We start from the raw sequence: 22,794 nt of genomic DNA on the forward strand, positions 1-22,794 counted from the left end.
ATGAACCTGGCCCGCTACCGTTTCGTGTTGTCCCGGCCCCTGCAGTTGTTGCCGGTGCTGTTGGGCATCAGTTTGATCACCTTTGTGCTGGTGCGCTCGATCCCGGGCGATCCTGCGCGCGCGCTGCTGGGCTCGCGCAGCACGCCGGACGCATTGCTGAAAATCCGCGCCCAGTACGGCCTCGATGAGCCGTTGTGGCTGCAATACTTCTATTTCCTGAAGAACCTGCTCAAGGGCGACCTCGGCCAATCGCTGCTGTACAAGGTCGACGCCCTCAAGCTGATCGTCACCCGCATCGAGCCGACCCTGGTGCTGGTGCTCGGCAGCGTGGTGCTGGCGCTGTTGATCGCGGTGCCGCTGGCGACACTGGCGGCGCGCAATAAAGGCGGCTGGCCCGACACCCTGATTCGCGTGTTCACCACGGTCGGCCTGGGCATGCCGGCATTCTGGCTGGGCCTGATGCTGATCCTGTTGCTGAGTGTGCAATGGGGCCTGTTTCCGGTGTCCGGTTATGGCCGCACCTGGCTGGACAAGGCCCACCATATGCTGCTGCCGTGTCTGACCATTGCGCTGGCGCTGTCGGCGGTGCTGGTGCGTAATCTGCGCGCGAGCATGCTGGTGGAACTGCAGGCCGACCATGTTACCGCGGCACGGGCGCGGGGGCTGTCTGAAGCCGCCGTGTTCCGCCGCCATGTGGTGCCCAACTCGCTGGTGCCGGCGGTCAACCTGCTGGCAGTGAATATCGGCTGGCTGATCAGCGGCACGGTGGTCATCGAAAGCCTGTTCGCCATTCCCGGCATCGGCCAGTTGCTGGTGCGCGGTATTTTTACCCGCGATTACATGGTGGTGCAGGGCGTGGCGATGGTGCTGGCCTGTGCGACGGTGGTGGTCAACTTCGTCGCCGACGTGGTGACGGTGGCCCTCGACCCACGGGTGAAGATGCAATGAACAGCCGCCCATTGGTCGCCCCCTGGCGCCTGCGCCTGGGTTTTGGCAACGGTCGCCTGACTGCCGCGTGGGGCCTGTTGATACTGCTCGCATGGTTGACCCTGGCGCTGTTCGCGCCGTGGATCGCCCCCTACGACCCCATCGCGCAGAACACCGAGATGAGTCTGCTCGCGCCCGGCATTGCGCACCCGTTCGGCACCGACAACTACGGCCGCGACATCCTTTCACGGGTGATCTGGGGCGCGCGCATCGACCTGCAACTGGCGATTGTCGGGGTGATCTTTCCGTTCATGATCGGCACCTTCGTCGGCGCGGTGTCCGGCTATATCGGCGGGCGCTTCGACAGTGTGTGCATGCGCGTGATCGATGTGGTGCTGGCGTTTCCGTTCCTGGTGCTGATGCTGGCGATCATGGCCATTCTCGGGCCTGGGCTGCAGAGCTTTTACATCGCCATGGCGCTGGTGGGCTGGGTGTCGTATGCGCGGTTGATCCGCTCGCAGATTCTGGTGCTCAAGGAAAGCGAGTTCGCCCTGGCCGCCAAGAGCCTGGGGTTTGGCCATGGGCGCATCCTGTTCCGGCATTTGCTGCCCAATGCGCTGTTCGGCTCGATTGTGTTTTCCATGTCCGATGCGGTGCTGGTGCTGCTCAACGGTGCGGCCGTGAGCTACCTGGGCCTGGGCGTGCAACCGCCCACCGCCGAATGGGGGACGATGGTCGCCGAGGGCCAGGCCTTTATCACCACCGCTTGGTGGATCTGCACCTTTCCAGGGGTGGCCATCGTGACCCTGGCCATGGGCTTCAGCCTGCTGGCCGATGGTGTGGCGCAAGTGTTGGGGGATCGTTCATGAGCCTGCTGCAGGTGCGCGACCTCAGCGTGATCGCCAATAACGCCGGGCGCGAGCTGTGCCTGGTCGACCGCGTGTCCTTTGACCTGGCCGAAGGCGAGATCCTGGGCTTGGTCGGTGAAAGCGGTTCGGGCAAGACCCTGGCCTGTCGCGCGATGATGCGCCTGTTGCCGTCGCCCAACCTGCGCGTACAAGGCGGCGCGGTGCAGTTGGCCGGCCAGGACCTGTTGCGCCTGGATGAAGCCGGCATGCGCACCATCCGGGGCGGGCAGTTGGGCATGATTTTCCAGAACCCCAGCAGTCACCTGGACCCGTTGATGCGTATCGGCGAGCAGATCGCCGAGGGCATCCGCCTGCATCAGGGCGCCTCGAAAAAAGACGCGCGGCTGCAGGCTATCGACGTGCTGCGCCAAGTCGGCATTCCCGACCCGCAAGCGCGGGTCGACAACTATCCCCATGAATTTTCCGGCGGCATGCGCCAGCGCGCGATGATTGCGGTAGCCCTGGGGTGCAACCCGAAGGTGCTGATCGCGGACGAACCCACCACCGCCCTCGATGTGACGGTGCAGGCGCAAATCCTGCGGCTGTTGCTCGACCTTCGCGACAAGCGTGGCCTGTCGATCATCATGATTACCCATGACCTCGGCGTGGTAGCGCAAAGCTGCGACTCCATCGCGGTGATGTACGCCGGGCGCCTGTGCGAACACGGCAGCAAATACGAACTGCTCGCCCAGCCCCGGCATCCTTACACCGCCGGGCTGATCGACTGCCAGCCGGCCCACAGCAGCGGTCATGCATTGCTGCGCACTATCCCTGGCCAGCCGCCACTGCTTGACGCATTGCCTGAAGGTTGCCGCTTCAACCCCCGTTGCCCGCAGGTCGGCGCGCTGTGTACCGAGCTGTTACCGGAAGGCGCACAGGTGGCGTGTCACTATCCCCTCGGAGAACGCCCATGAGTCTGCTGCAGATCAAGGACCTGGAGGTGCGCTTTGCCACGTCCGGCACTGGCCTGTTCGGGTTGAACAAGCAGTGGGTGAGGGCGGTGAACGGGGTTTCACTGAACCTGGCGGCCGGTGAAACCCTCGGGCTGGTGGGCGAGTCCGGCAGCGGTAAAAGCACGTTGGGACGGGCGATCTTGCACCTGAACCCGATCAGCGCCGGGCAGGTGCTGTTTGACGGTGTCGACATGGCCCAGGGCAGCGCCATCGATATTGCGCGGTTGCGCCAGGAAACCGCGATGATTTTCCAGGACCCTTACGCCGCCCTGAACCCGCGCCACACCCTCGGCGAAACCCTCGCCGAAGTGTTGCGGGTGCAGCGCAAGGTCGCCCCGGAAAACATCCGCGCCCGGGTCGATGAGCTGCTCGAGCTGGTCGGCCTGCGGCCCGAATTGGCGTCGCGCAAGCCAGGCTCCCTCAGCGGCGGCCAGTGCCAGCGCGTGGGGATCGCACGGGCGCTGGCGGTGGAGCCGCGCTTGATCATCGCCGACGAATGCGTGGCGGCGCTGGACGTGTCGATCCAGGGCCAGATCATCAACTTGCTGCTGCAATTGCAACAGCGCATGAACCTGGCGATCCTGTTCATCGCCCATGACCTGGCCATCGTGCGGCGCCTGTGCGACCGCGTGGCGGTGATGTACCTGGGCAAGATCGTCGAGGAAGGGCCGGTGGAAGCGGTGTTCACTGCTCCGCGTCACCCGTATACGGCGGCGTTGATCGAGGCGATTCCGCAGATTGACCCGTATCGCCCGTTACCGGCGCAGCCGCTGCCCGGCGAACCACCCAGCCCACTGAACCTGCCCACCGGTTGCGCGTTTCACCCGCGTTGCCGGTATGCCCGCGCCATGTGTTCCGTGATGTTGCCGCCCACCCACTCGCTGCATGAGCATCGATACAGTTGCGTGCTTGAACACCCTTTGATCCTTCCTGCCCATCATGAACAAGGAGTTATGACATGCAATCGCGCCATTTGAAATTGCTCGCCGCCGCCACGCTGACCGCCTGGTCCCTCACTGCCGGCCTGGCCCAGGCCGCCGGCGTCCTGACCATCGGCTGCCGTGAAGACAGCACCACTTTTGACCCGATCAAAAGCGCGCAGAACCGCGATACCTGGGTGTTCGCGAACGTCTACGACACCCTGGTGCGCGTGGATAACCTGGGCACCAAAATGGAACCGGGCCTGGCGCAAAGCTGGGAGATTTCCAAGGACGGCCTGACCTACACCTTTAAACTGCGCGAGGCGAAGTTTTCCGACGGTTCGCCGATCACCGCCAGCGATGCGGCGTTCAGCCTGTTGCGCATCCGCGATAACAAGGCGTCGCTGTGGAGTGACCCCTTCAGCCTGATCGACACCGCCAAGGCCAGCGATCCGAAGACGCTGGTGGTCACCCTGAAAACCCCGGCGGTGGCGTTTCTCTCGCAATTGGCCTCGCCAACGGTGTCGATCCTGTCGGAAAAAGCCATGACGGCAATGGGCGAAGACGCCTACTCGGAAAACCCGGTGACCTCCGGCGCGTTCACCGTGGACGAATGGCGCAAGGGCGACCGCGTGGTCCTGAAGAAGAACCCGAACTTCTGGCAGGCCAGTAAGGTCAGCCTGGACGGCGTGGAATGGGTGTCGGTCACCGACGACAACACACGCATGCGCATGGTGCAGAACAACGAGCTGGACACGGCGATCTTCGTACCCTTCTCCCGCGTTGAGGAGCTGAAGAAAGACCCGAACGTGGTAATCCACGCCGATCCGTCCACCCGCGAAGATCACCTGCTGATCAACCACGCGCACGGCCTGCTGGCCAAGCCCCAGGTGCGTGAAGCGCTGGACATGGCCATCGACAAACAATCGTTGGTAAAGACCGCCACTTACGGTCAAGGCACCGTGGCGTATTCCTACATCCCCAAAGGCTCGCTGTATCACTACGCCAATAACCTGCAGCGCCCGTATGACCCGACTGCGGCCAAAAAGCTGCTGGCGGACGCAGGCGCCACGGACTTGAAGTTGAACTATGTGGTCAATGCCGGCAATGAAGCTGACGAGCAGATTGCGGTGATCATCAAGGACCAACTGGCCAAGGTCGGCGTCACCGCCAACCTGCAGAAAGTCGACCCGACCCAAAGCTGGCAGATGCTGGTGGACGGTGAGTACGATATTTCGGTGATGTACTGGACCAACGACATTCTCGACCCGGACCAGAAGACCACCTTCGTACTGGGCCACGACACCAACCAGAACTACATGACCCGCTACCAGAACGACAAGGTCAAGGCGCTGGTGGCACAAGCGCGCATCGAGGCCGACCCGGCCAAGCGTGAGCAGATGTATGTGGAATTGCAGAAACTGGCGAAGCAGGATGTGAACTGGATCGATCTGTATTACAGCCCGTATATCAACATCTCACGCAAGAATGTGAGCAACTTTTTGCAGAACCCGTTGGGGCGCTTCACTCTTGAGGAAGTGGTGAAAAACTGACAAGCGCTGCAATACCAATGTGGGAGGGGGCTTGCTCCCGATAGCGGTGGATCAGCCAATTAATCTGTTGGCTGGCACTCCGCTATCGGGAGCAAGCCCCCTCCCACATTTTGATTTAGGTTGTGTCAGGGGTTATTGCGCATCAAACGCCTGTCCATTGATCTCCGCACTGTCCGGCCCCATCAAATACAGGTACACCGGCATGATCTCTTCCGGCGCCGGCCTTTCCATCGGGTTTTCCCCTGGGTACGCCTGGGCCCGCATACTGGTGCGCGTACCGCCCGGGTTGATGCTGTTGGCGCGCACGGCCGCGACATCCTCCAGCTCATCGGCCAGGGTTTGCATCAAGCCTTCAGTGGCAAACTTCGACACACCGTAGGCGCCCCAATACGCCCGGCCCTTGCGCCCGACGCTGCTGGAGGTGAACACCACCGACGCATCCTGGGACAGTTTGAGCAGCGGCAGCAAGGTGCTGGTCAGCATGAACATCGCGTTGACGTTCACGTGCATCACCCGCATGAAATTCTCGCCGGACAACTGTTCGATCGGTGTGCGCGGGCCGATGATCGAGGCGTTGTGCAGCAGGCCGTCGAGGCGGCCAAATTCCCTTTCGATCATCGCCGCCAGCTCATCGTATTGATGGGGCAGGGCAGTCTCCAGGTTGAACGGGATCACCACCGGCTGCGGCTGGCCCGCCGCTTCGATCTCGTCATACACCTGAGCCAGGTTGGCTTCGGTCTTGCCCAGCAGCAGCACGGTGGCGCCGTGGGCAGCGTAGGTTTTCGCCGCAGCGGCGCCGATCCCACGGCCGGCACCGGTAACCAGGATGATGCGGCCTTTGAGCAGTTCCGGAGGTGCAGCGTAATCAAACATAAATAGCCTCGACAAAATTCAACAGGTTCAGCACAGACTTCAGATCACCGCCGATCCCCTGTGGGAGGGGGCTTGCCCCCGATAGCGGTGTGTCAGTCAACACATGCAGAAACTGACCCACCGCAATCGGGGGCAAGCCCCCTCCCACATTTGGATCTTCATCGGTCAGTAAGAGCGGTGAGTTATCAGCAACTGCAAAGCGCGTTATCCAACACCTTGCGCAGCTCCAGCGGGTGGTCCACCACCACATCCGCGCCCCAGTGACGCGGGTTGTCGTCCGGGTGGATATAGCCGTAGGTCACCGCCGCCGTACGCGTACCGGCATCGCGGCCGGATTCGATATCACGCAAATCATCGCCCACGAACAACACGCTGGCCGGGTCCAGGTTCAGCAGCTTGCACGCCAGAAGCATCGGCTCCGGGTCCGGCTTGCTGTTTTTCACGTGGTCCGGGCAGATCAGCACGGCCGAGCGTTCGGCCAGGCCCAGTCGCTGCATGATCGGCTCGGCAAAGCGCACCGGCTTGTTAGTGACCACGCCCCAGATCAGCTTGGCCTTCTCGATGTCTTCCAGCAGTTCGGCCATACCGTCGAACAGTTTGCTGTGCACCGCGCAGTCCTTGAGGTAGCGCTCGAGGAATTCCTGGCGCAGTGCTTCAAAGCCTGGCGACTCCGGGTCCATCGAGAAGGTCACGGCGACCATGGCCCGCGCGCCACCGGAAATTTCATCGCGAATATGCTGCGGGTTGACCGGTGCCAGGCCACGCTCGGCGCGCATGGCCTGGCAGATGGCGATAAAGTCTGGCGCGGTGTCCAGCAGGGTACCGTCCATGTCGAAGAGAACCGCTCGCAACTTCACAGGCTTACTCCTCGCGCAGGGTCTGGATCATGTAGTTGACGTCAACGTCGCTGGCCAGCTTGTAGTGCTTGGTCAGTGGGTTGTAGGTCAGGCCGATGATGTCTTTTACGCTGAGGCCGGCCTGACGGCTCCAGGCCCCCAGCTCGGACGGACGGATGAATTTCTTGAAGTCATGGGTGCCGCGCGGCAGCAGCTTCATGATGTATTCGGCGCCGATGATCGCGAACAGATAAGCTTTGGGATTGCGGTTGATGGTGGAAAAAAACACCTGGCCGCCGGGCTTGACCATGCGGAAACAGGCGCGGATCACCGAAGACGGGTCGGGCACGTGCTCCAGCATTTCCAGGCAGGTGACCACGTCGAACTGCTCGGGCATTTCCTCGGCCAGGGCTTCGGCGGTGATCTGGCGGTATTCCACGCTCACGCCGGATTCCAGCTGATGCAACTGGGCCACGGCCAGCGGCGCTTCGCCCATGTCGATGCCCATGACGGTAGCGCCGCGCTGGGCCATGGCTTCACTGAGGATGCCACCGCCACAACCCACATCCAGCACCTTCTTGCCGGCCAGGTTGACGCGTTCGTCAATCCAGTTGACCCGCAGCGGATTGATGTCATGCAGCGGCTTGAACTCGCTCTCACGGTCCCACCAGCGGTGGGCCAGGGCTTCGAATTTGGCGATTTCGGCGTGGTCGACGTTGCTCATGGTGAATCCTCTGAATCTGATAAATCGGTTTATTCGCTGTGCCCGCTGATGCGCTGGCCCCAGGCAATGGCCATGGCGGTCAACTGTGCTTCATCCATGCGGGTCAATCGTCGGTCGTCGAGCAACTGCTTGCCGGCGACCCAAAGGTGTTTCACGCAATCGCGACCGGTAGCGTAAATAAGCTGTGAGACCGGATCGTAGATCGGTTGTTGCGCCAGCCCCGAAAGGTCGAAGGCGACGATATCTGCGGCCTTGCCGACTTCCAGCGAGCCGATCTGGCTGTCCAGGCCCATCGCCCGCGCGCCATTGAGGGTCGCCATGCGCAGCGCGCGATGGGCGTCCAGCGCGGTCGCCGAACCGGCGACCGCCTTGGCCAGCATGGCGGCGGTGCGGGTTTCGCCCAGCAGGTCGAGGTCGTTGTTGCTGGCGGCGCCGTCAGTGCCTATAGCCACATTGACGCCAGCCTGCCACAGGCGTTCAACCGGACAGAAGCCGCTGGCCAGTTTCAGGTTCGATTCCGGGCAATGAATGACGCTGGTGTTGCTTTCTACCAGCAAAGCCAGGTCATCCTCGCTGATTTGGGTCATGTGAACGGCCTGGAAGCGCGGGCCCAGCAAGCCGAGGCGACCCAGGCGGGCCAATGGCCGCTCGCCGGTCTGTTCCACGGCCTGCTGCACTTCGAAGGCGGTTTCGTGCACATGCATATGAATTGCGGCGTCCAGCTCTTCGGCGATCACCCGGATTTTCTCCAGGTTGTCATCATTGACGGTGTAAGGCGCGTGGGGGCCGAACGTGATCTTGATGCGGGGATGGTGCTTGAGGTCGCCGAACAGCTCGATACCCTGGCGCATTGCCTCATCGGCGCTGCTGGCGCCGGGAATCGGGAAATCCAGGATCGGAATGGCGATCTGTGCGCGCATGCCGCTGTTGTGCACGCAGTCGCTGGCGACCTTGGGGTAGAAGTACATATCCGAGAAGCAGGTGATGCCGCCCTTGAGCTGCTCGGCGATGGCCAGGTTGGTGCCATCGCGGACGAAGGCTTCATCGACCCACTTGGCCTCGGCGGGCCAGATGTGTTTTTCCAGCCAGGTCATCAACGGCAGGTCATCGGCCAAGCCGCGAAATAGGCTCATGGCCGCATGCCCGTGGGCGTTGATCAGGCCCGGGCTGAGCAGCATGCCGGGCAGCTCGCGCACCTCGCTGGCCTCAAGCTTGAGCGCCGCCGCCCGTGGCCCGATAAACACGATGCAGCCGTCGCGGATCCCCAGGCCATGCTCCTTGAGCACCACGCCAGCGGGTTCGACGGGGACCAGCCAGGTCGGCAGGAGCAATAAGTCGAGCGGGGCGGCAGTGGGCGTCATCGCAGGCTTCTTCCTGGGCAGCTATAAAAGAAGGGCGAAGTATACCCGAGCGTCCTGGCTGGCGGATCGCTATAATCGGCGGCTTTTGTTCATGAGTACGGGGAAAGGGATGCGCGACCGACTGTTGGCTGCAGAGAAGGTGAAGGCCATCGATTGGCGTGATGGCGTGCTGCACCTGCTCGATCAGCGTGCGCTGCCGGCCCGGGAAAGCTGGGTGGCGTGCTCGACCGCCAGCGAAGTGGCCGCCGCCATCCGCTCGATGGTGGTGCGCGGCGCCTCGGCCATCGGCATCAGCGCGGCCTACGGCCTGGTGCTGGCTGCTCGCGAGCGCATGGCCGGAGGCGGCGACTGGCAGGCGGCCTGGGAAGAAGACTACGCACTGCTGGCCGATACCCGACCCACTGCATCGAACCTGTTCTGGGCGCTGAAGTGCATGCGCGACCGCCTCGACCGTCTCAAGCAGCACGCCGACCCATTGGCTGTGCTGGAAGCCGAAGCCATCGCCATCCATGAAAGTGACCGCGAGGCCAATGTCGTCATGGCCCAATTGGGTATGGAGCGGATTCGCAAGCACCAGGGCAACGCCCAGGCGATCCTCACTCATGGCAATGCCGGCGCATTGGCTTCGGGCGGTGTCGGCACGGCCCTCGGGGTGATTCGCGCGGCGTTCCTGGAGGGGCTGGTCGAGCAGGTCTATGCCAACGAAACCCGTCCCTGGCTGCAAGGCTCGCGCCTGACGGCGTGGGAGTTGGCGGGCGCGGGTATCCCGGTGACGGTCAATGCCGACTCCGCCGGGGCGCATATCCTCAAAACCAAAGGCGTGACCTGGGTGGTGGTCGGCGCTGACTGCATCGCGGCCAATGGCGATGTGATCAGTAAGATCGGCACCTATCAGTTGGCCGTGTGCGCCATGCACCACGGCGTGCGCTTTATGGTGGTGGCGTCGAGCTCGACCCTCGACCTGATGATGGCCACTGGCGACGATGTGGCCCTGGAAGAGCGTGATGTGGCTGAGCTGCTGGAGGTGAATGGCCAGCGGTTGGAGGTGCAGGCCTTCAACCCGGTTTTCGATGTCACCCCGGCCGACCTGATTGATGTGATCGTCACCGAGAAAGGGGTGGTGGAGCGGCCGGATGCGGCCAAGCTGGCCAGGTTGATGTGCCGTAAGCGGCTGCATTGAGGGTGGTGGTGTTTGTGAAATTGCTATCGGGGGCAAGCCCCCTCCCACAGTTTGACTGTGTTCACAATTCAAGTGTGGGAGGGGGCTTGCCCCCGATTGGCTCTCAAAGTCAATAAAACCCTCGGATCCGCCCCCAAAAAACAGCACCATCCCACCTCTGAGCCCCTCTCGTCCTCCTCAAGCCTGTCATTCAACAAATTACTAGCCTCCATGCGCATCAGGGGGATAGGTGCGTGGCGGCGATTGTGATAACATCCGGCGGTTTCCAGGGCCGCCCCGAGGGGTTGCCCATAACGTGCAGATCCGTGTCATAACTCGTTGATTTGTCGTAAGTCGTTGTCAGGCACCGTGCCGGCAGCGGCGAGCTTCGTTCGTCCCATCTGGACGTGACGAAGTTTCACCCGAAAAAGGAATCAGGCTTCTCATGGGCGAACTGGCCAAAGAAATCCTCCCGGTCAATATCGAAGACGAGCTGAAACAGTCCTACCTCGACTACGCGATGAGCGTAATTGTCGGTCGGGCACTGCCTGATGCGCGCGATGGCTTGAAGCCCGTGCACCGGCGTGTGCTGTTCGCGATGAGCGAGCTGGGTAACGACTGGAACAAGCCGTACAAGAAATCTGCCCGTGTTGTCGGTGACGTGATCGGTAAGTATCACCCTCACGGCGACACTGCGGTGTACGACACCATCGTTCGGATGGCCCAGCCGTTTTCCCTGCGCTACCTGCTGGTAGACGGCCAGGGCAACTTCGGTTCGGTCGACGGCGACAACGCCGCAGCCATGCGATACACCGAAGTGCGCATGACCAAGCTGGCGCACGAGCTGCTGGCCGACCTGCATAAAGAAACCGTGGACTGGGTGCCGAACTACGACGGCACCGAAATGATCCCGGCCGTGATGCCCACCCGTATTCCCAACCTGCTGGTCAACGGTTCCAGCGGTATCGCCGTGGGCATGGCGACCAACATCCCGCCGCACAACCTCGGTGAAGTGATCGACGGTTGCCTGGCCCTCATCGACAACCCCGAGCTGACCATCGATGAGCTGATGCAATACATCCCCGGCCCGGATTTCCCGACCGCCGCAATCATCAACGGTCGCGCCGGCATCATCGAAGCCTACCGCACCGGCCGTGGCCGCATTTACATGCGCGCCCGCTCGATGATCGAAGACATCGACAAGGTCGGTGGCCGCCAGCAGATCGTCATCACCGAACTTCCGTACCAGCTGAACAAGGCGCGCCTGATCGAAAAGATCGCCGAGCTGGTTAAAGAGAAGAAACTCGAAGGCATCACCGAGCTGCGCGACGAGTCCGACAAAGACGGTATGCGCGTGGTGATCGAGCTGCGTCGTGGCGAAGTGCCTGAGGTGATCCTCAACAACCTCTACGCCCAGACCCAGCTGCAAAGCGTGTTTGGTATCAACGTTGTTGCGCTGATCGATGGCCGCCCGCGCATCCTGAACCTCAAGGACCTGCTGGAAGCCTTCGTGCGTCACCGTCGCGAAGTCGTCACCCGCCGTACCGTGTTCGAACTGCGCAAGGCCCGCGAGCGCGGCCACATCCTGGAAGGCCAGGCAGTTGCGCTGTCGAACATCGACCCGGTGATCGCCCTGATCAAGGCCTCGCCAACCCCGTCGGAAGCCAAGGAAGCGCTGATCAGCACGCCGTGGGAATCCAGCGCTGTGGTCGCGATGGTTGAACGCGCCGGCGCCGACTCGTGCCGTCCGGAAACCCTGGATCCGCAATACGGCCTGCGCGAAGGCAAGTACTTCCTGTCGCCCGAACAGGCCCAGGCCATCCTGGAACTGCGCTTGCACCGCCTGACCGGTCTGGAGCACGAGAAGCTGCTGGCCGAGTACCAGGAAATCCTCAACCAGATCGGCGAGTTGATCCGCATCCTCAACAGCGCCGTGCGCCTGATGGAAGTGATCCGCGAAGAACTCGAAGTGATCCGCGCCGAATACGGCGACGTGCGCCGTACCGAAATCCTCGACGCGCGCCTCGACCTGACCCTGGGTGACATGATCCCGGAAGAAGAGCGCGTGGTGACCATCTCCCACGGCGGCTATGCCAAGACCCAGCCATTGGCGGCCTACCAGGCCCAGCGTCGTGGCGGTAAAGGTAAATCGGCTACCGGCGTTAAGGATGAGGACTACATCGCTCACCTGCTGGTTGCCAACAGCCACACTACGCTGCTGCTGTTCTCCAGCAAGGGCAAGGTGTACTGGTTGAAAACCTACGAAATCCCTGAAGCCTCCCGCGCTGCCCGTGGTCGCCCACTGGTCAACCTGCTGCCGCTGGACAGTGATGAATACATCACCACCATGCTGCCGGTCGATGAATACACCGAGGGTCACTTCATCTTCATGGCCACCGCCAAAGGCACCGTGAAGAAGACCCCGCTGGAATCCTTCAGCCGTCAACGCAGCGTGGGCCTGATCGCCCTGGAACTGGATGAAGGCGACGTGCTGATTTCGGCGGCCATTACCGATGGCGAGCGCGAAGTCATGCTGTTCTCCGACGGCGGCAAGGTCACGCGCTTCAAGGAATCCGACGTTCGCGCCATGGGCCGTACTGCCCGTGGTGTGCGCGGCATGCGCCTGCCGGAAGGGCAGAAGCTGATTTCCATGCTGATCCCGGAAGAAGGCAGCCAGATCCTCACCGCGTCCGAGCGTGGCTACGGCAAGCGCACCGCCATCAGCGAGTTCCCGGAGTACAAGCGTGGCGGCCAGGGCGTGATCGCCATGGTCAGCAACGACCGCAACGGTCGTCTGGTCGGCGCGGTGCAGGTGCTCGATGGCGAGGAAATCATGCTGATTTCCGACCAGGGCACCCTGGTACGTACCCGCGTGGCAGAAGTCTCGAGCCTGGGCCGTAACACTCAGGGCGTGACTTTGATCAAGCTGGCCAAGGACGAAAAACTGGTCGGCCTGGAACGTGTGCAGGAGCCTTCGGAAGTTGAAGATGACGAGCTCGAAGGTGAAGGTTTTGAGGGCGAGGTGATCGCAACCGGCGATGACAGCGTCGACGAGCCGACCCTCGATGCAGCCGCAGACGAAGAAGAACCGCAGGAATAAGCGGACACACAGGGGGCGGATGAAGATTCGCCCCCTTGTTGTTTGTCCGGATGGAAATATCGACAGCGATGAAAATCCAACTGTGGGAGGGGGCTTGCTCCCGATTGCGGAGTATCAGCGGCACATAAGCTGACTGACCCACCGCTTTCGCGAGCAAGCCCGCTCCCACACGGGATCCGGTGTCGGCTGATATGTTTGCGTGACTACCACCAGACCAGAGTGAGATTGGATGTGAGCAAGAGAGCCTATAACTTCTGTGCCGGTCCCGCGGCGCTTCCTGAAGCAGTCCTGCAGCGCGCGCAGGCTGAACTCCTCGACTGGCATGGAAAAGGCCTCTCCGTGATGGAAATGAGCCATCGCAGCGATGAGTTCGTGTCCATCGCCACCAAGGCCGAGCAGGATCTGCGCGACTTGCTGGACATCCCCTCCCACTACAAAGTGCTGTTCCTGCAAGGCGGCGCGAGCCAGCAGTTCGCCCAGATTCCGCTGAACCTGCTACCGGAAGACGGCACGGCGGACTATATCGACACCGGTATCTGGGGGCAGAAGGCCATTGAAGAGGCCTCCCGCTACGGTCACGTCAACGTGGCAGGCACCGCCAAGCCTTATGACTACTTCGCCATTCCGGGTCAGAACGAATGGAAACTGTCGAAGGACGCGGCCTACGTGCACTACGTCGCCAACGAAACCATCGGTGGCCTGGAATTCGATTGGGTGCCGCAGGTGGGCGACGTGCCGCTGGTGTGCGACATGTCTTCGGACATCCTCTCGCGCCCGATCGATGTGTCCAAATACGGCATGATCTACGCCGGCGCGCAGAAAAACATCGGCCCGAGCGGCATCCTGGTCAACATCATCCGTGAAGACCTGCTGGGTCGCGCCCGCTCGCTGTGCCCGACCATGCTCAACTACAAGGTCGCGGCCGATAACGGCTCGATGTACAACACTCCGCCGGCGTTCGCCTGGTACCTGTCCGGCCTGGTCTTCGAATGGCTCAAGGAGCAGGGCGGCGTGGCGGCCATGGGTAAGCTCAACGAAGTGAAGAAGCGCACCCTGTACGACTTCATCGACGCCAGCGGCCTGTACAGCAACCCGATCAACCTCAGCGACCGCTCGTGGATGAACGTGCCGTTCCGCCTGGCTGACGACCGCCTGGACAAGCCCTTCCTGGCCGGCGCCGAAGAACGTGGCCTGTTGAACCTCAAGGGCCACCGTTCGGTCGGCGGCATGCGCGCCTCCATCTATAACGCTGTCGACATCCACGCGATCAACGCGCTGGTTGCCTACATGGCAGAGTTTGAAAAGGAACACGGCTAATGTCTGAGCAAGAACTCAAGGCCCTGCGTGTACGCATCGACAGCCTGGACGAGAAAGTCCTCGAGCTGATCAGTGAGCGCGCACGCTGCGCCCAGGAAGTGGCGCGGGTGAAAATGGCGTCCCTGGCAGAAGGCGAAGTCCCGGTGTTCTACCGGCCCGAGCGAGAAGCCCAGGTGCTCAAACGCGTGATGGAACGCAACAGAGGCCCGCTGGGCAACGAAGAAATGGCGCGGTTGTTCCGTGAAATCATGTCCTCGTGCCTGGCCCTGGAGCAGCCGCTGAAAGTGGCGTACCTCGGTCCGGAAGGCACCTTCACCCAGGCGGCGGCCATGAAGCATTTCGGCCATGCCGTGATCAGCAAGCCGATGGCGGCGATCGACGAAGTGTTCCGCGAAGTGGCAGCCGGTGCGGTGAATTTTGGCGTGGTGCCGGTGGAAAACTCCACCGAAGGCGCGGTCAACCACACGCTGGACAGCTTCCTGGAACACGACATGGTGATCTGTGGTGAGGTCGAGCTGCGTATCCACCATCACCTGTTGGTGGGCGAGAACACCAAGACCGACAGCATCAGCCGGATCTATTCCCACGCCCAGTCCCTGGCCCAGTGCCGCAAGTGGCTGGATGCGCATTACCCGAATGTCGAGCGCGTGGCGGTCTCCAGCAATGCCGAGGCGGCCAAGCGGGTCAAGGGCGAGTGGAACTCGGCGGCGATTGCCGGCGATATGGCGGCGGGCCTGTATGGCTTGACGCGCCTGGCCGAAAAAATCGAGGACCGCCCGGACAACTCCACGCGTTTCCTGATGATCGGTAGCCAGGAAGTGCCGCCCACGGGCGATGACAAGACGTCGATCATCGTCTCCATGAGCAACAAGCCGGGCGCGCTGCATGAGCTGCTGGTGCCGTTCCATGACAACGGTATCGACCTGACGCGCATCGAGACGCGTCCTTCGCGCAGCGGTAAATGGACCTACGTGTTCTTCATCGACTTCATCGGGCATCACCGCGACCCACTGGTCAAAGGCGTGCTGGAGAAAATCAGCCAGGAGGCCGTGGCACTCAAGGTGCTGGGCTCTTACCCGAAAGCGGTTTTGTGAGGCTTTAACATGAGTGGCAACTTCCTCGCCCTGGCGCAGCCGGGCGTGCAACAACTGTCGCCTTACGTTCCGGGCAAGCCTGTGGACGAGCTGGCGCGTGAGTTGAATCTGGACCCGTCCAAGATCGTCAAGCTGGCGAGTAACGAAAACCCGCTGGGCCCGAGCCCCAAGGTGCTGGCGGCGATTCGTGAAGAGCTGGCTGAGCTGACCCGTTACCCCGACGGCAACGGCTTTGCCCTCAAGTCGCTGCTGGCGCAAAAGTGCCGGGTCGAGCTGAATCAGGTGACTTTGGGCAACGGTTCCAACGACATCCTCGAGCTGGTCGGTCGCGCCTATCTGGCGCCGGGCCTGAATGCGGTGTTCAGTGAGCATGCCTTTGCGGTCTACCCGATCGTGACCCAGGCCGTAGGCGCGGATGCCCGCGTTATACCGGCAAAAGACTGGGGCCATGACCTGCCGGCGATGCTGGCGGCCATCGACGTCCAGACCCGCGTGGTGTTCATCGCCAACCCGAACAACCCCACCGGTACCTGGTTCGACACACAGGCGCTGGAGCACTTCCTGCAAGGCGTGCCCGAGCACGTGCTGGTGGTGCTGGACGAGGCTTACATCGAGTACGCCGAAGGCAGCGACCTGCCGGATGGCCTGGACTTCCTGGCGGCCTACCCGAACCTGCTGGTGTCGCGCACGTTCTCCAAAGCCTATGGCTTGGCCTCGCTGCGGGTCGGCTACGGCTTGTCCACGGCGGTGGTTGCCGATGTGCTGAACCGCGTGCGCCAGCCGTTCAACGTCAACAGTCTCGCCCTGGCGGCGGCCTGTGCGGCGATCAAGGATGCCGACTATCTGGCAGAAAGCCGTCGCCTCAACGAAAGCGGGATGCAGCAATTGCAGGCAGGTTTCCGTGAGCTGGGCCTGGGCTGGATTGCGTCCAAGGGCAACTTCATCTGTGTCGACCTCGGCCAGGTAGCCGCCCCGGTCTTCCAGGGGTTGCTGCGCGAAGGCGTGATCGTGCGCCCGGTGGCCAATTACGGCATGCCGAATCACCTGCGTGTCACCATCGGGTTACCGGCTGAGAACAGCCGCTTCCTGGAGGCGTTGGCCAAGGTTCTGGCCCGTGGTTGATGTCACTGCATTGCAACCTGCTGTGCCTATGATCGGTCGCCTGGTGGTGGTCGGTCTTGGGTTGATCGGGGGTTCCTTCGCCAAAGGCCTGCGTGAGAGCGGCCTGTGCGGCGAAGTGGTCGGCGTGGACCTGGACCCGCAATCGCGCCAGTTGGCGGTAGAACTGGGGGTGGTAGACCGTTGTGAGGCGGACCTGGCCATCGCGTGCCAGGGCGCCGACGTGATCCAGCTGGCGGTACCGATCCTGGCCATGGAAAAGCTCTTGGCTATTTTGGCCGGCCTGGACCTGGGCAGCGCGATTCTCACAGATGTCGGCAGTGCCAAGGGCAATGTGGTGCGCGCGGCGCAACTGGCGTTTGGTGAAATGCCGCCGCGCTTCGTGCCGGGCCATCCGATTGCCGGTTCCGAGCAGAGTGGGGTGGAAGCGTCCAATGCGCAGCTGTTTCGACGGCACAAAGTGATCCTGACCCCGCTTGCGCAGACCGACCCAGCGGCGTTGGCCGTGGTGGATCGTCTGTGGCGCGAGCTGGGGGCGGACGTGGAGCATATGCAGGTCGAACGCCACGACGAAGTGCTCGCTGCTACCAGTCATCTGCCCCATCTGCTGGCGTTTGGCCTGGTGGATTCGTTGGCCAAGCGCAACGAAAATCTGGAGATTTTCCGCTATGCCGCCGGAGGCTTTCGCGACTTCACGCGGATTGCCGGCAGCGATCCGGTGATGTGGCACGACATCTTCCTCGCCAATCGCGAAGCGGTGTTGCGCACCCTGGACACCTTCCGCAGCGACCTGGATGCTTTGCGCAATGCGGTGGATGCGGGCGATGGTCACCAATTACTGGGCGTGTTCACCCGTGCGCGGGTGGCGCGTGAGCACTTCAGCAAGATCCTGGCGCGCCGGGCTTACATGGAAACCGCCGTGGACGCCGACGAGCTGACGTTCATCGCCAGCCCCGGTGGCCGCTTGAGCGGGCGCATCCGAGTGCCGGGTGACAAGTCGATTTCCCATCGGTCGATCATGCTGGGCTCATTGGCCGACGGCGTGACCGAAGTTGAAGGTTTCCTGGAGGGCGAGGATGCCCTGGCGACGTTGCAGGCGTTTCGCGACATGGGCGTGGTGATTGAAGGGCCGCACCATGGGCGGGTGACGATTCATGGCGTGGGTTTGCACGGCTTGAAACCGGCGCCAGGGCCGATTTACCTGGGTAACTCCGGAACATCCATGCGCCTGTTGTCCGGGTTGCTGGCGGCGCAGAGCTTCGACAGCGTGCTGACGGGCGATGCATCGCTGTCCAGGCGCCCGATGAGTCGGGTGGCTGAGCCATTGCGGGAAATGGGCGCAGTGATCGAGACCGGGCCGCAAGGGCGTCCGCCGCTGACCATTCGCGGCGGTCAGGCGCTGAAAGGCTTGAACTATGTACTACCGATGGCCAGCGCCCAGGTGAAATCCTGCCTGTTGTTGGCCGGGCTGTATGCCGAAGGTAAAACCTGCGTGACCGAGCCTGCGCCGACCCGCGACCACACCGAGCGCATGTTGCGCGGTTTTGGCTATCCGGTGGGCGTGGAGGGCTCGACGGCGTCGGTTGAATCCGGGCATGCGTTGACCGCTACCCATATAGAAGTGCCGGGGGACATTTCCTCTTCGGCATTTTTCCTGGTTGCGGCCACGATTGCCGAGGGTTCCGAGTTGTTGCTGGAGCATGTCGGTATCAACCCGACTCGCACCGGGGTGATCGATATCCTGCGCCTGATGGGCGCGGACATCACCCTGGAAAACCCGCGTGAAGTGGGCGGTGAGCCGGTCGCCGACCTGCGTGTACGCGCGGCTGTGCTCAAGGGTATCGAGATTCCCGAAGCGCTGGTGCCGCTGGCGATCGACGAGTTTCCCGTGCTGTTCGTTGCCGCCGCCTGCGCGCAGGGGCGAACCGTACTGCGTGGCGCCGAGGAGTTGCGGGTGAAGGAGTCCGACCGTATCCAGGTCATGGCCGACGGTCTGTTGGCGCTGGGTGTGAAGTGTGAACCGACGCCTGATGGGATTATCATCGACGGCGGCCCGATAGACGGTGGGGAAGTGCATGCCCATGGCGATCATCGGATTGCCATGGCGTTCAGCGTGGCGTCCTTACGAGCGGCGGCGCCGATTCGTATCCGTGACTGCGCCAACGTCGCTACATCTTTTCCGAATTTTCTTACACTGTGTGCCCACGTCGGCATGCGTGTTGCCCAAGAGGCTCAATTGTGAATATCAAAGCACCGGTGATTACCATCGACGGGCCAAGTGGCTCGGGCAAAGGCACGATCGCCGGCATCCTGGCCAAGCGCCTGGGCTGGTGCCTGCTGGATTCCGGCGCGCTGTATCGCCTGCTGGCGTTCGCTGCGCGCAACCATGGTGTCGACCTGACCAACGAAGAGTTGCTGACGAAAATCGCCGCCCATCTGGACGTGCAGTTCATCGCGGCGACCGACGGTCAATTGCAGCGCATCATCCTCGAAGGTGATGAAGTCAGTGACGTGATTCGCACCGAGAGTATCGGCGCCGGCGCGTCCCAGGTGGCGGCTCTGCCGGCGGTTCGCGAGGCTTTGCTGCAGCGCCAGCGCGCGTTTCAGGAGCCGCCGGGCCTGGTGGCCGACGGCCGCGACATGGGCACCGTGGTGTTTCCCGAGGCGCCTTTGAAGATTTTCCTGACCGCCAGCGCCGAGGAGCGTGCCCGCCGCCGCTACTTGCAGTTGAAGGGCAAAGTCGATGGTGTTAGTCTGTCGAGTCTGCTAGATGAGATCCGTGCACGCGATGAGCGTGATACCCAGCGTGCGGTAGCCCCGCTCAAGCCGGCGGCTGACGCCATACAGCTGGATTCCACGGAGTTGTCCATCGAGCAGGTGCTGGAACGCATCATGAGCGAGATCGCCATTCGCGATATCGTCGGGTGACCAAGAAGGTTGCAGGGGACCAGTCATAGTCCTGCGGCGCTTCTTTTAATTGAAACTGACCCACACCGTCTGGGGTGTGGAGATGGGCGTATTCTTCGCCCTTATCAACAGGAATTAAAATGAGCGAAAGCTTTGCGGAACTCTTTGAAGAAAGCCTAAAAACCCTGAACCTTCAGGCAGGCTCCATCATCACCGGTGTTATCGTTGATATCGATTACCAAGCTCGCTGGGTAACCGTTCACGCTGGTCTGAAGTCTGAAGCTCTGATCCCGCTGGAACAGTTCTACAACGATGCTGGTGATCTGACAATCAATGTCGGTGACGAAGTTCACGTTGCTCTGGACTCGGTTGAAGACGGTTTCGGTGAAACCAAGCTGTCCCGTGAAAAAGCCAAGCGCGCTGAATGCTGGATTGTTCTCGAAGCAGCCTTCGCAGCTGAAGAAGTGGTCAAGGGCGTTATCAACGGTAAGGTTAAAGGCGGCTTCACTGTCGACGTTAACGGCATCCGTGCGTTCCTGCCAGGTTCTTTGGTCGACGTTCGTCCAGTGCGCGACACCACGCACCTGGAAGGCAAAGAACTCGAATTCAAGGTCATCAAACTCGACCAGAAGCGCAACAACGTTGTCGTTTCCCGTCGCAGCGTGCTGGAAGCAGAGAACTCCGCCGAGCGTGAAGCTCTGCTGGAATCCCTGCAGGAAGGCCAACAAGTCAAAGGTATCGTCAAGAACCTCACCGATTACGGCGCATTCGTCGATCTGGGTGGCGTCGATGGCCTGCTGCACATTACCGACATGGCTTGGAAGCGTATCAAGCATCCATCGGAAATCGTCAACGTTGGCGACGAGATCGATGTCAAGGTTCTGAAATACGATCGCGAACGCAACCGTGTTTCCCTGGGCCTGAAGCAACTGGGTGAAGATCCATGGGTCGCTATCAAAGCCCGTTACCCAGAAGGCACCCGCGTGACCGCGCGCGTTACCAACCTGACCGACTACGGCTGCTTCGCTGAGCTGGAAGAGGGCGTTGAAGGCCTGGTACACGTTTCCGAAATGGACTGGACCAACAAGAACATCCACCCTTCGAAAGTCGTACAAGTCGGCGACGAAGTGGAAGTTATGGTTCTGGACATCGACGAAGAGCGTCGTCGTATCTCCCTGGGCATCAAGCAGTGCAAATCTAACCCATGGGAAGATTTCTCTGGCCAGTTCAACAAGGGCGATAAAATCTCCGGCACCATCAAGTCGATCACCGATTTCGGTATCTTCATTGGTCTGGACGGCGGCATCGACGGCCTGGTTCACCTGTCCGACATCTCCTGGAACGAAGTTGGCGAAGAAGCTGTTCGTCGTTTCAAGAAGGGCGACGAGCTGGACACCGTTATCCTGTCGGTTGACCCAGAGCGCGAGCGCATCTCCCTGGGTATCAAGCAACTGGAAAGCGATCCGTTCTCCGAGTACGTTCAAGAGAACGACAAAGGCGCCATCGTTAAAGGTACAGTGAAAGAAGTTGACGCCAAAGGCGCCATCATCACTCTGGCCGACGATATCGAAGCGACTCTGAAAGCCTCCGAAATCAGCCGTGACCGCGTTGAAGACGCGCGCAACGTTCTGAAAGAAGGCCAGGAAGTAGAAGCCAAGATCATCAGCGTTGACCGCAAGAGCCGCGTAATCCAACTCTCCATCAAGTCCAAAGACGAAGTGGAAGAGAAAGAAGCTATCCAGAGCCTCAAAGAAGCTCCGGCAGCTGCAACTGGCGAGACCACCATGGCCTCCCTGCTGCGCGAAGCAATGGCTAAGCAGAACTAAGTTCTGTAAAGCTGTAGGAAAAGGGCGACTTCGGTCGCCCTTTTTTGTGCCTGAAATTTGATGAATCAACACCGCCGAACCAAGGCATTCAGCCTGCGGTCAGAACTGGCTATAGTCTTTTAAAGATATTCCGTGTTACTGATTCGATAAGGGTTTGAATGAACAGGATTCTCGTAGTGCTTGCGTTAGTCATACTGGCCGGCTGCTCCAGCACCAGCGCCAGGACCCATGCCAAGAGCGGCGTCAGCGGCATCGAGATCGACTGCTCTGGTCTGGGCAACAAATGGGAGAAGTGCGAAAAACGCGCTGCTCGTGAATGCAAAATGCAGGGCTACAAAGTCCTCACCCGTTCCAGTGATGCGGCGGATGAAGAGGGCGACTATCCGTTTGGTTGGAATCCCGCTGGCGCAGTGACGCGCACGATGTTGGTAATCTGCAACTGAGGTTTCGATGTGCTCATTGCGGGCGTTTATTTAAGCGGCAGATAAGTTGATATACGGGCTGTTCAAATTCATCAAGTCATGCTAAAACCTTCGAAGCGCTTTTCCTAGCTGCTTGAAAAAGAAGGGAAAAATATGACGAAGTCGGAGTTGATCGAACGAATTGTCACCCATCAAGGGCTGCTCTCATCCAAGGATGTGGAGCTGGCTATCAAGACCATGCTTGAACAAATGTCCCAATGCCTGGCCACCGGAGATCGCATCGAAATCCGCGGCTTCGGCAGCTTCTCCCTTCACTACCGCGCCCCGCGCGTAGGCCGCAACCCAAAGACCGGCCAATCCGTCAGCCTCGACGGCAAATTCGTACCCCACTTCAAACCGGGCAAGGAATTGCGCGATCGGGTGAACGAAGAAGAGGAAGAGGGCGTCTGAGTGTTTTTGGAGTAGGAGATAGTTATGCGTGGGGTTAAGCGCGTTGTTTCAGTGTTAGCGGTGCTGGTTGCTGCGCTGGTGGTATTGGCGTTTGTGCTCGAGAATCAGCAGGGTGTTGCGCTGTCGTTCCTGGGGTGGAGTACTGCGCAGATGCCGGTGGCGGTGTTTGTAGTGGTGGGGTTGATTGTGGGGATGTTGATTGGGCCGCTGTTGGGGGTTTTTGTGCGCGGCCGGCGTGTTAGGACTGCGACGAGAGAGTAGGAGATCGGGTGCATTTCCACAGCTTCAGAGAGTATTTTATGCGACCGTCTGTCAGATAAAATTTACTCTGTAGCGCCTTTTTTA

20 protein-coding genes are annotated in these 22,794 nt (G+C 61.2%); 16 read left to right on the forward strand and 4 right to left on the reverse strand.

What is annotated here, in order from left to right:
* From C4J92_RS07860 to C4J92_RS07880, 5 genes are read left to right on the forward strand one after another with little or no spacing between them, the layout of a single operon-like run.
* The gene (locus tag C4J92_RS07860; protein WP_124361846.1) at positions 1–948 is read left to right on the forward strand and encodes an ABC transporter permease; all 948 of its coding nucleotides are present in this window, start codon (positions 1–3) and stop codon (positions 946–948) included.
* Positions 945–1,796: an ABC transporter permease gene (locus tag C4J92_RS07865; protein WP_124403459.1), complete on the forward strand. Its 852-nt coding sequence runs from the start codon at positions 945–947 to the stop codon at positions 1,794–1,796. The genes C4J92_RS07860 and C4J92_RS07865 overlap by 4 nt, the downstream gene beginning before the upstream one ends.
* Positions 1,793–2,749 (forward strand): ABC transporter ATP-binding protein, encoded by a 957-nt coding sequence (locus C4J92_RS07870; RefSeq protein WP_124403460.1) that lies wholly within the window; start codon positions 1,793–1,795, stop codon positions 2,747–2,749. The genes C4J92_RS07865 and C4J92_RS07870 overlap by 4 nt, the downstream gene beginning before the upstream one ends.
* Positions 2,746–3,765, forward strand: coding sequence for an ABC transporter ATP-binding protein (locus C4J92_RS07875; RefSeq protein WP_124403461.1), 1,020 nt, complete (start codon positions 2,746–2,748; stop codon positions 3,763–3,765). Before C4J92_RS07870 ends, C4J92_RS07875 begins: the two co-directional genes overlap by 4 nt.
* The gene (locus C4J92_RS07880; RefSeq protein WP_124403462.1) at positions 3,747–5,261 is read left to right on the forward strand and encodes an ABC transporter substrate-binding protein; all 1,515 of its coding nucleotides are present in this window, start codon (positions 3,747–3,749) and stop codon (positions 5,259–5,261) included. The genes C4J92_RS07875 and C4J92_RS07880 overlap by 19 nt, the downstream gene beginning before the upstream one ends.
* A 132-nt stretch (positions 5,262–5,393) precedes the next feature.
* On the opposite strand, the gene C4J92_RS07885 is transcribed toward C4J92_RS07880, so the two are convergent.
* From C4J92_RS07885 to C4J92_RS07900, 4 genes are all read right to left on the reverse strand, one after another.
* The gene (locus tag C4J92_RS07885; RefSeq protein WP_124403463.1) at positions 5,394–6,134 is read right to left on the reverse strand and encodes a YciK family oxidoreductase; all 741 of its coding nucleotides are present in this window, start codon (positions 6,132–6,134) and stop codon (positions 5,394–5,396) included.
* Between the two features lie 185 nt (positions 6,135–6,319).
* Positions 6,320–6,991: an N-acetylmuramic acid 6-phosphate phosphatase MupP gene (mupP, locus tag C4J92_RS07890; protein WP_124361852.1), complete on the reverse strand. Its 672-nt coding sequence runs from the start codon at positions 6,989–6,991 to the stop codon at positions 6,320–6,322.
* Between the two features lie 4 nt (positions 6,992–6,995).
* The gene (gene ubiG / locus C4J92_RS07895) at positions 6,996–7,694 is read right to left on the reverse strand and encodes a bifunctional 2-polyprenyl-6-hydroxyphenol methylase/3-demethylubiquinol 3-O-methyltransferase UbiG (RefSeq protein WP_124361853.1); all 699 of its coding nucleotides are present in this window, start codon (positions 7,692–7,694) and stop codon (positions 6,996–6,998) included.
* Between the two features lie 29 nt (positions 7,695–7,723).
* Positions 7,724–9,055 (reverse strand): TRZ/ATZ family hydrolase, encoded by a 1,332-nt coding sequence (locus C4J92_RS07900; protein WP_124403464.1) that lies wholly within the window; start codon positions 9,053–9,055, stop codon positions 7,724–7,726.
* 109 nt (positions 9,056–9,164) lie between these two features.
* Between C4J92_RS07900 and mtnA the strand changes: the two genes are divergently transcribed.
* The 11 genes from mtnA to C4J92_RS07955 all read left to right on the forward strand — a co-directional run bounded on the left by mtnA (position 9,165) and on the right by C4J92_RS07955 (position 22,710).
* Complete coding sequence (gene mtnA, locus C4J92_RS07905) at positions 9,165–10,235, forward strand: S-methyl-5-thioribose-1-phosphate isomerase (RefSeq protein WP_124403465.1); 1,071 nt, start codon at positions 9,165–9,167, stop codon at positions 10,233–10,235.
* A 424-nt stretch (positions 10,236–10,659) separates the two neighbouring features.
* Complete coding sequence (gene gyrA / locus C4J92_RS07910; protein ID WP_124403466.1) at positions 10,660–13,314, forward strand: DNA gyrase subunit A; 2,655 nt, start codon at positions 10,660–10,662, stop codon at positions 13,312–13,314.
* 231 nt (positions 13,315–13,545) lie between these two features.
* On the forward strand, positions 13,546–14,631 hold the full coding sequence (gene serC / locus C4J92_RS07915) for a 3-phosphoserine/phosphohydroxythreonine transaminase (protein WP_124403467.1): 1,086 nt from the start codon (positions 13,546–13,548) through the stop codon (positions 14,629–14,631).
* Positions 14,631–15,725 (forward strand): prephenate dehydratase, encoded by a 1,095-nt coding sequence (gene pheA / locus C4J92_RS07920; RefSeq protein WP_043047445.1) that lies wholly within the window; start codon positions 14,631–14,633, stop codon positions 15,723–15,725. The genes serC and pheA overlap by 1 nt, the downstream gene beginning before the upstream one ends.
* 9 nt (positions 15,726–15,734) lie before the next feature.
* Entirely contained in the window at positions 15,735–16,847 is a 1,113-nt protein-coding gene (gene hisC, locus C4J92_RS07925) for a histidinol-phosphate transaminase (protein WP_124403468.1), read from the forward strand.
* A gap of 28 nt (positions 16,848–16,875) precedes the next feature.
* Positions 16,876–19,086 (forward strand): bifunctional prephenate dehydrogenase/3-phosphoshikimate 1-carboxyvinyltransferase, encoded by a 2,211-nt coding sequence (locus C4J92_RS07930; protein WP_256657493.1) that lies wholly within the window; start codon positions 16,876–16,878, stop codon positions 19,084–19,086.
* Positions 19,083–19,772, forward strand: a complete 690-nt coding sequence (gene cmk, locus C4J92_RS07935) for a (d)CMP kinase (protein ID WP_124403470.1) — start codon at positions 19,083–19,085, stop codon at positions 19,770–19,772. Before C4J92_RS07930 ends, cmk begins: the two co-directional genes overlap by 4 nt.
* Positions 19,773–19,891: 119 nt before the next feature.
* Positions 19,892–21,577 carry a 30S ribosomal protein S1 gene (gene rpsA, locus C4J92_RS07940; protein ID WP_124361860.1) on the forward strand — a complete coding sequence of 562 codons (1,686 nt, stop codon included), beginning with the start codon at positions 19,892–19,894 and terminating at the stop codon, positions 21,575–21,577.
* Positions 21,578–21,735: 158 nt separating this feature from the next.
* A complete protein-coding gene (locus tag C4J92_RS07945; RefSeq protein ID WP_124403471.1) occupies positions 21,736–22,020 on the forward strand; it encodes a hypothetical protein in 285 nt (94 codons plus the stop codon).
* Positions 22,021–22,152: 132 nt separating this feature from the next.
* Positions 22,153–22,449, forward strand: coding sequence for an integration host factor subunit beta (gene ihfB, locus C4J92_RS07950; protein WP_003189779.1), 297 nt, complete (start codon positions 22,153–22,155; stop codon positions 22,447–22,449).
* 24 nt (positions 22,450–22,473) lie between these two features.
* Positions 22,474–22,710 carry a LapA family protein gene (locus C4J92_RS07955; RefSeq protein WP_124403472.1) on the forward strand — a complete coding sequence of 79 codons (237 nt, stop codon included), beginning with the start codon at positions 22,474–22,476 and terminating at the stop codon, positions 22,708–22,710.
* Positions 22,711–22,794 lie beyond the last annotated feature (84 nt).

The organism is Pseudomonas sp. R3-18-08, assembly GCF_003852065.1.
GTDB lineage: Bacteria > Pseudomonadota > Gammaproteobacteria > Pseudomonadales > Pseudomonadaceae > Aquipseudomonas.

Excerpts from the sequence above, each read along its gene's own strand:
- C4J92_RS07860 (WP_124361846.1), top strand. The coding sequence starts at position 1 with ATGAACCTGGCCCGCTACCGTTTCGTGTTGTCCCGGCCCCTGCAGTTG.
- C4J92_RS07865 (WP_124403459.1), top strand. The coding sequence starts at position 945 with ATGAACAGCCGCCCATTGGTCGCCCCCTGGCGCCTGCGCCTGGGTTTT.
- C4J92_RS07870 (WP_124403460.1), top strand. The coding sequence starts at position 1,793 with ATGAGCCTGCTGCAGGTGCGCGACCTCAGCGTGATCGCCAATAACGCC.
- C4J92_RS07875 (WP_124403461.1), top strand. The coding sequence starts at position 2,746 with ATGAGTCTGCTGCAGATCAAGGACCTGGAGGTGCGCTTTGCCACGTCC.
- C4J92_RS07880 (WP_124403462.1), top strand. The coding sequence starts at position 3,747 with ATGCAATCGCGCCATTTGAAATTGCTCGCCGCCGCCACGCTGACCGCC.
- C4J92_RS07885 (WP_124403463.1), bottom strand. The coding sequence starts at position 6,134 with ATGTTTGATTACGCTGCACCTCCGGAACTGCTCAAAGGCCGCATCATC.
- ubiG (WP_124361853.1), bottom strand. The coding sequence starts at position 7,694 with ATGAGCAACGTCGACCACGCCGAAATCGCCAAATTCGAAGCCCTGGCC.
- C4J92_RS07900 (WP_124403464.1), bottom strand. The coding sequence starts at position 9,055 with ATGACGCCCACTGCCGCCCCGCTCGACTTATTGCTCCTGCCGACCTGG.
- mtnA (WP_124403465.1), top strand. The coding sequence starts at position 9,165 with ATGCGCGACCGACTGTTGGCTGCAGAGAAGGTGAAGGCCATCGATTGG.
- gyrA (WP_124403466.1), top strand. The coding sequence starts at position 10,660 with ATGGGCGAACTGGCCAAAGAAATCCTCCCGGTCAATATCGAAGACGAG.
- pheA (WP_043047445.1), top strand. The coding sequence starts at position 14,631 with ATGTCTGAGCAAGAACTCAAGGCCCTGCGTGTACGCATCGACAGCCTG.
- hisC (WP_124403468.1), top strand. The coding sequence starts at position 15,735 with ATGAGTGGCAACTTCCTCGCCCTGGCGCAGCCGGGCGTGCAACAACTG.
- C4J92_RS07930 (WP_256657493.1), top strand. The coding sequence starts at position 16,876 with ATGATCGGTCGCCTGGTGGTGGTCGGTCTTGGGTTGATCGGGGGTTCC.
- rpsA (WP_124361860.1), top strand. The coding sequence starts at position 19,892 with ATGAGCGAAAGCTTTGCGGAACTCTTTGAAGAAAGCCTAAAAACCCTG.
- C4J92_RS07945 (WP_124403471.1), top strand. The coding sequence starts at position 21,736 with ATGAACAGGATTCTCGTAGTGCTTGCGTTAGTCATACTGGCCGGCTGC.
- ihfB (WP_003189779.1), top strand. The coding sequence starts at position 22,153 with ATGACGAAGTCGGAGTTGATCGAACGAATTGTCACCCATCAAGGGCTG.
- C4J92_RS07955 (WP_124403472.1), top strand. The coding sequence starts at position 22,474 with ATGCGTGGGGTTAAGCGCGTTGTTTCAGTGTTAGCGGTGCTGGTTGCT.